The organism is Sphingomonas sp. S-NIH.Pt3_0716 (assembly GCF_003950715.1).
Lineage (GTDB): Bacteria > Pseudomonadota > Alphaproteobacteria > Sphingomonadales > Sphingomonadaceae > Sphingobium > Sphingobium yanoikuyae_A.
Window position 1 is genome coordinate 1 of sequence record NZ_QLJK01000072.1, and the last position, 5521, is coordinate 5521.

The window sequence follows — 5521 nt, forward strand, 5'->3', positions numbered from 1 at the left end:
AACGGCGCGGTCGCCCAGCAAAGGAAAAGCTCGATCTTCATCACGGCTGATCACCGAAAAAAAACTCCCGCCAAACTAGGGAATTTTAGATGCCCACTTTTGCGGAATCTTCGGTGCCCGTTGACAGCAGCGGACAGTAACGGCGGCGCTGACGCTCCATTACAACAAGGTGATGTTCATTCTGGAGCCGACAGCGATCAGCAAAGCATTGGCGCGCAAGCGGGTGACAGTGTGCGAATATCCTGACGGTCGGCTGGAGATTGAACATGAGGGCCATGTCCTGCCCTATCGTCCGTTCGATAAGATGCGGCACGTCAACCAGCCTGCTATTGTCGAGAACAAGCATCTGGACGCGGCGCTGATGTTGGCCAAACAGATGCAGGCCATCATGCCGCATCACCGCAAGCGCAATAACGACGCCCCTGCCCGCCGCGACCAGCCCCTGCATCTCTTCCCCGAGCCAGAACCGCCGCCAAAGATTGACCGCCGCAAACTGGGTGGTTCAAAGCTCAAACGCGGTCCCAGGCTCAGTGACGAGGCGTTGCGCGAACGCGGCACGCTCAGCTTCGTGCAAAGGGCATGACCGGGCCCACTGCAGAGCAGCGGGTCCCCAAGGTCAGAGCATCAGCAGGGTCTGCGCTGCGCTGTATGGATGGCTCCACGCAGCCCCTGCTGTCCACGAGCGTGTGACATTTCTAAATGGCAGAGATTGTGACTTCTCTAAATGGCAGGAACAAATCGTGTAAGCGGCTGGACTCTAAATCGAAGTGCGAAATCCTAGGATTTATGAGGGTTTGATCCCTTTTCCAGGAAGGCACATGATGAACGGCTATCAGCATCTGGGTTTGGACGAGCGCCGGGATGTTTATCAATTGATGGCCACCGGACGGTCTGTTCGGTAGATCGCGGATGCGCTGGGTCGCCATCCGGCGACGATCTATCGCGAGCTCAAACGCAACCAGCACCTGGACGAGCATCCGCTGTTTCGCGGCTATTCCCCACGACCGCGCAGACCATGGCCAACGGCCGTCTGTCGGAAAAGGAGATCCAGGCCGTCGCCGATTGCCTTAACAGCACACCCCGCAAATGCACGGGCTATCCCACTCCGCACGAGGTTCTGGGAGAGCAGATCGCCCTTCTCAATGCCGGATAAATTTTGCCGTCCTCGGACGAAATGCTACGCAGCACCTCGGATGTCGCGCTTCAAATCGAAATCGCCATCGAATATTTCCGCTCGAAGCGCTTAACGGCGCGGATCTCCGATCCTCCTAAAGTCGCGCCACGGCTCGTCATGCTGCGCTCGAACAAGCCCGCCCCTCCGCCGGTCATCGGGGCCGGCTCCGATGCGGTCACGTAGGCGATCGAGGCCCATTGCGCAGCGCTCCACAGCCTCGCCGACACGCAAAGGGAGAAACCGGTCATGACCCGCATGCTAACCGCCGATGAACTGGCGGGATTTGCCGAGATCATCGACAATATGCTCGTCCTTGGCGATCTCGCGGAGTTGCCGGCCCCGGCGACGAGCAGGCAGCGATCGCGTTCGTCATGGCGATGACCGCGAACGCAGTCGCCGAACTTAATGGCGATCAAGGCATGTCCGACACTCTGACAGCAGCGAGGCAACCTCCTGGCTGATGATCTGCAGGAGCTCGATCGCCTGCGCGGCGAGGCGAGCAAGAGCACGATCTCGCCGATGGTGGCGCGTGACGCGGCCGACAGCCGCACGCCTGGGCCCCCTCGCGCGTCACTGCAGGAACGACCGCAAGACCGCGCGAAGGAGCGGGCCGATGGCCGGACGCTGCCAAACGACCGCGCCATCGATAGCCAGATGCGCGTGGTAGAGGCGGTGATCCGGCGCACGCTGTTCGATAATCGCAAGGCGGTGACGCGCATGATGTCGGTTGCCAAGGCTCACCTCGATGCCCATGTCGCGGCGGGACGCACGGTTCAACCAGCCATGGTCCGCACCGGCGGTCAGACGATGGAGCGCCGGCGCCGGGCGTTCCCCTGCAGCAGCGTCCGCCCAGCCCGTTCGACCCGGTCTCGATCACAAGCCGCCTGAACGCAACCGATCGCGCTGACGGGCTCGAGTTCTGAGATTTGGCAAAAGGTTCGCTCATAACGAACATATTACGGCATCTATAAACTCTCGCTTACCTTTGGTTTATAAATTTGGCTATTCGTTCGTCATGGAAAGACAAAAGCGCCAACCTTTAAGCCAAATGTTGCACAAGCTGGCACCCGGCCTGCTGGTGGATTCCGCTTGGTTGCAGATGCAGGGTGTCTCGCGCACTTCGATCCACGACTATGTCCGCAGAGGTTGGCTCGAGCGCGTCGCATCTCGCGTTTACCGCCGCACCACCGCGCACGGGCCGACCGGCCGCTTGCGCTGGGAGCTGGCGATCATGTCGGTGCAAAGCACATCAGCAGGCACACTCTATATCGGCGGGATGACAGCGCTCGAATTGCATGGCCTTAGTCACTTCGCACGGCTCGGCAATGATCGGGAGGTCCATCTCTACGACCCGGATCACGCGGCCCCTACTTGGCTTGCGACTTTGCCGACTGATGCCACCCTGGTGATGCATCGTCGCGGCCTGTGCACGGATCCGCTTCTTGGCACAGGCTGGCACCGGCTCGATCTTGGAACACGTCGGCTTGGCGCCGCCGTCCCCTCACCCGACGTGAAGGAAGCCTGGGACCATTTTGTGCGGGTCGCCGGCCCAGAGCGTGCCGCGATCGAAATGATGGAAGACGTGCCCACGTCGCTCTCGTTCGATCACGCCGACAAAATCTTCGAAAACCTCGCTACATTACGGCCGCGCCTGGTGACGGCGCTTCTCGAGCAATGCAGCAGCATACGGGCCAAGCGGCTCTTCCTGTTTTTCGCTGATCGCCACGATCATAGCTGGAGCAAGCGCGTTGATCGCAGCCATGTCGAGCTTGGCCGCGGCAAGCGCCAGCTCGTTCGCGGAGGGCGCCTCGATCCTCACTATCAGATCACCGTGCCGGACGCCTTCGCGGCGCGCGCAGGAGACGAGAGCCGATGACCGCGCAGACCTATGTTCGAAGGCCTGGATGCCCAGCGCCGTTGACCAGCCAGCAACAAGCGGTGATCGACGAGATCAACCGCCGCGCGACCCACGCCTAGTGCGCGGCGGTTCCGACATTGCGCTGACAATCGAGGCGTTCGTCCTGGCCGTGATGATGTTCTTCGTCGCGATCAACGGGATCGTCGGCTCGATCGACTGAACAGCGCAACCAATCGACGAGAATGGTCGCTTCATCGCGACACGCTCACCTGGCGAGAAACGGTCCGCCGCCCCGACACCGATCCCACCGCTAACATGACATTATTTTTCGAGTCGACGGTGCGATATTCTGGGCTCCCTGTGCGGGGCGTTGTTCGCCGCCCTATTGGGCTTATTGCGGTAAGCATGGAACCGATGCGGGGTAGCGACCGTTAGATGGTCTCCCCGATATTGCGAAACCACCCTACCCCGCCGACTTTGGCGGGGTATTTTTGAGGCGATCGTTTGAAACCCGACTACCAATACGATCGCGATCGGTCATCGCTCGTTCTAAATGCCCAGGCAATCTTCCTGGCCGCCGTGATGATCTGATCATCGGCCGCAAGGTTTCATAGCCTGCTCCTAACCCTCGCCTTTTGATCTGTCAGGGCTTCAGTCGGTCATCATGCCACTGCTTCATCGTGGAGGGCGCACCGATCAGCGTCTCAATCGCGTGACAGACGTTTATCGCTTCGTCCGCTTCTTCGCGCGCGCATCCAAAATCGCCAGGCACTCTTTCAGCTTCTTTGCAACTTCGACCAGTTCGTTGAGCAAGGTGCGCTCGACATAATGCTCCATAGGACGCCTCCGTGTGCGAATTCGGACGGCACGAGCGCGACGCAACGGATATTAAGCGATGCTGACTGAACTCAATTTGCTCCCCTGATCCATTTCGACAACAACCTTGATCCTGTTTAATCTGATTTTCAGGAACGAGCAGCGCCCTTCCGTATTCTCTCGTCATACGAGAAACAGAGAGGTTCGTCGTGGCCACCCAGCTTGAACATTGGCGCTCGCAATTTCTTCAACAGGATTTTCAGGAGGAGCTGAGCTGTTGGAACAGACAGCGGCTCGCACCTGATTTTCCTGATACAGTGACGCCTTCGCAGCTCGATCGAGATCGAAGCATGCTGCGCTTGGAGCATGCTTTCATGGAAGAGTTGCGCTCACAGGTATCCAGGGAGGCATTAGAAGCGCCAACAGATCCACAGGGATTCATCGTGTGGTTTGAAGGGCTCAAGGCGACAGGGCCTGGGCAACATGACCGATTATTCCCTTGGCTCGCGGAAGAGGCCGACAGAGATGAATTGCGATGGTTCCTGTCGCAGGAGGCGGCCGGCGAAGCAGGATTTGACGATCTGGTCGCAATGACGCAGGTCAAGCTGCCCGCACGAGCAAAGCTAGAGCTGGCACGCAATTACTGGGATGAGATGGGTCGCGGCAATCCCAAGGGAATGCACGGTCCGATGTTGGGTCAGCTGATCGAAATACTCGAACTCGATACTCAGATTCATAACACCGTCTGGGAGAGCTTGGCCCTCGCAAATGCGATGACGGCGATGGCGGCCTCGCGATGCTACGCATGGCACAGCGTAGGCGCCTTGGGCGTGATCGAACTTACGGCACCCGATCGCTCGGCTCATACCGCCAAGGCCCTGCGCCGCATTGGTCTTTCAGGCTCGGAGCGCCGATATTTCGATCTGCATGCCGTTCTCGACGTGAAGCATAGCCGAGACTGGAATGATGAGGCTATCCGACCGCTTGTCGAAGAGGATCCTCGCCGGGCGACAGCAATGGCGGAAGGTGCGCTTATCCGGTTATATTGCGGCGCACGCTGTTTCAGCCGCTATCGCGCTCATCTTGGAGTGGCATGATGAACCGATCCATTCTGGTGGTTGAGGATGATCCCGTCATCGCACAACTCCTTGTCGAAATGCTCGAGCAAGCCCATTATGTTGTAGATGGCCCCCATGCCACTTTGTCCGACGGTGTCGAGGCAGTGGCTAGAAACATGCCTGCGGGAGCGGTTCTGGATATACGATTGAAGAGAGAGGATGTAGGTCTCCTGGCAGACGATCTCGAGCTTTACGACATCCCCTATCTATTTTGTTCTGCGTCATTCGATCACCCCGCCGTTGCGAAGCATCCGGCCGCGCCTCTCATTTTAAAGCCGGCACTGCATATGTGGTTGATCCCGACGTTGCAGCGCATTCTTCACTGATGATCATGGAATCAACGATCGGTTGACGAACCGGTTATTGATCACCTGACTTCGATTTTCCGGAACTTTCCCAAATATTCGTTACCACCCGGCCCCGCGCTAAGAGGCTGTTTGGGAAATCGGCGGCAGGGGTTGTCATAGGCGTATCTGCGTGATTCAGGCTCTGGATGTGGACGCAGCAGAGCCGGGGGCGGATGGCCCAGATTGCGAAGAAGACGAAGCGTTATCC

The 5521-nt window shown here is 58.7% G+C and carries 8 protein-coding genes and 1 pseudogene; 8 read left to right on the forward strand and 1 reads right to left on the reverse strand.

The window, feature by feature from the left end; genetic code table 11:
* Window positions 1-169 precede the first annotated feature (169 nt).
* The 3 genes and pseudogenes from BRX37_RS25760 (at window position 170) to BRX37_RS26995 (ending at window position 1153) form a co-directional block, all read left to right on the forward strand.
* Entirely contained in the window at window positions 170-583 is a 414-nt protein-coding gene (locus BRX37_RS25760) for a hypothetical protein (protein ID WP_164522545.1), read from the forward strand.
* A gap of 238 nt (window positions 584-821) precedes the next feature.
* A pseudogene (locus BRX37_RS27710) lies at window positions 822-1030 on the forward strand (helix-turn-helix domain-containing protein); the annotation flags it as partial.
* Window positions 1016-1153, forward strand: a complete 138-nt coding sequence (locus BRX37_RS26995) for a hypothetical protein (RefSeq protein WP_017503739.1) — start codon at window positions 1016-1018, stop codon at window positions 1151-1153. The pseudogene BRX37_RS27710 and the gene BRX37_RS26995, both read left to right, overlap by 15 nt.
* Before the next feature lie 50 nt (window positions 1154-1203).
* Here BRX37_RS26995 and BRX37_RS25770 read toward each other — a convergent pair whose 3' ends face one another.
* The gene (locus tag BRX37_RS25770; RefSeq protein WP_125990295.1) at window positions 1204-1590 is read right to left on the reverse strand and encodes a hypothetical protein; all 387 of its coding nucleotides are present in this window, start codon (window positions 1588-1590) and stop codon (window positions 1204-1206) included.
* 238 nt (window positions 1591-1828) lie between these two features.
* Between BRX37_RS25770 and BRX37_RS25775 the strand changes: the two genes are divergently transcribed.
* The 5 genes from BRX37_RS25775 to BRX37_RS25790 all read left to right on the forward strand — a co-directional run bounded on the left by BRX37_RS25775 (window position 1829) and on the right by BRX37_RS25790 (window position 5292).
* Window positions 1829-2062, forward strand: coding sequence for a hypothetical protein (locus BRX37_RS25775; protein ID WP_234781609.1), 234 nt, complete (start codon window positions 1829-1831; stop codon window positions 2060-2062).
* 127 nt (window positions 2063-2189) lie between these two features.
* A complete protein-coding gene (locus BRX37_RS25780) occupies window positions 2190-3050 on the forward strand; it encodes a type IV toxin-antitoxin system AbiEi family antitoxin domain-containing protein (protein WP_017503735.1) in 861 nt (286 codons plus the stop codon).
* A gap of 28 nt (window positions 3051-3078) precedes the next feature.
* On the forward strand, window positions 3079-3252 hold the full coding sequence (locus tag BRX37_RS27000) for a hypothetical protein (RefSeq protein WP_155276553.1): 174 nt from the start codon (window positions 3079-3081) through the stop codon (window positions 3250-3252).
* Window positions 3253-4057: 805 nt separating this feature from the next.
* On the forward strand, window positions 4058-4945 hold the full coding sequence (locus tag BRX37_RS25785; RefSeq protein WP_017503452.1) for an iron-containing redox enzyme family protein: 888 nt from the start codon (window positions 4058-4060) through the stop codon (window positions 4943-4945).
* Complete coding sequence (locus BRX37_RS25790; RefSeq protein ID WP_017503453.1) at window positions 4942-5292, forward strand: response regulator; 351 nt, start codon at window positions 4942-4944, stop codon at window positions 5290-5292. The genes BRX37_RS25785 and BRX37_RS25790 overlap by 4 nt, the downstream gene beginning before the upstream one ends.
* Window positions 5293-5521: the final 229 nt, after the last annotated feature.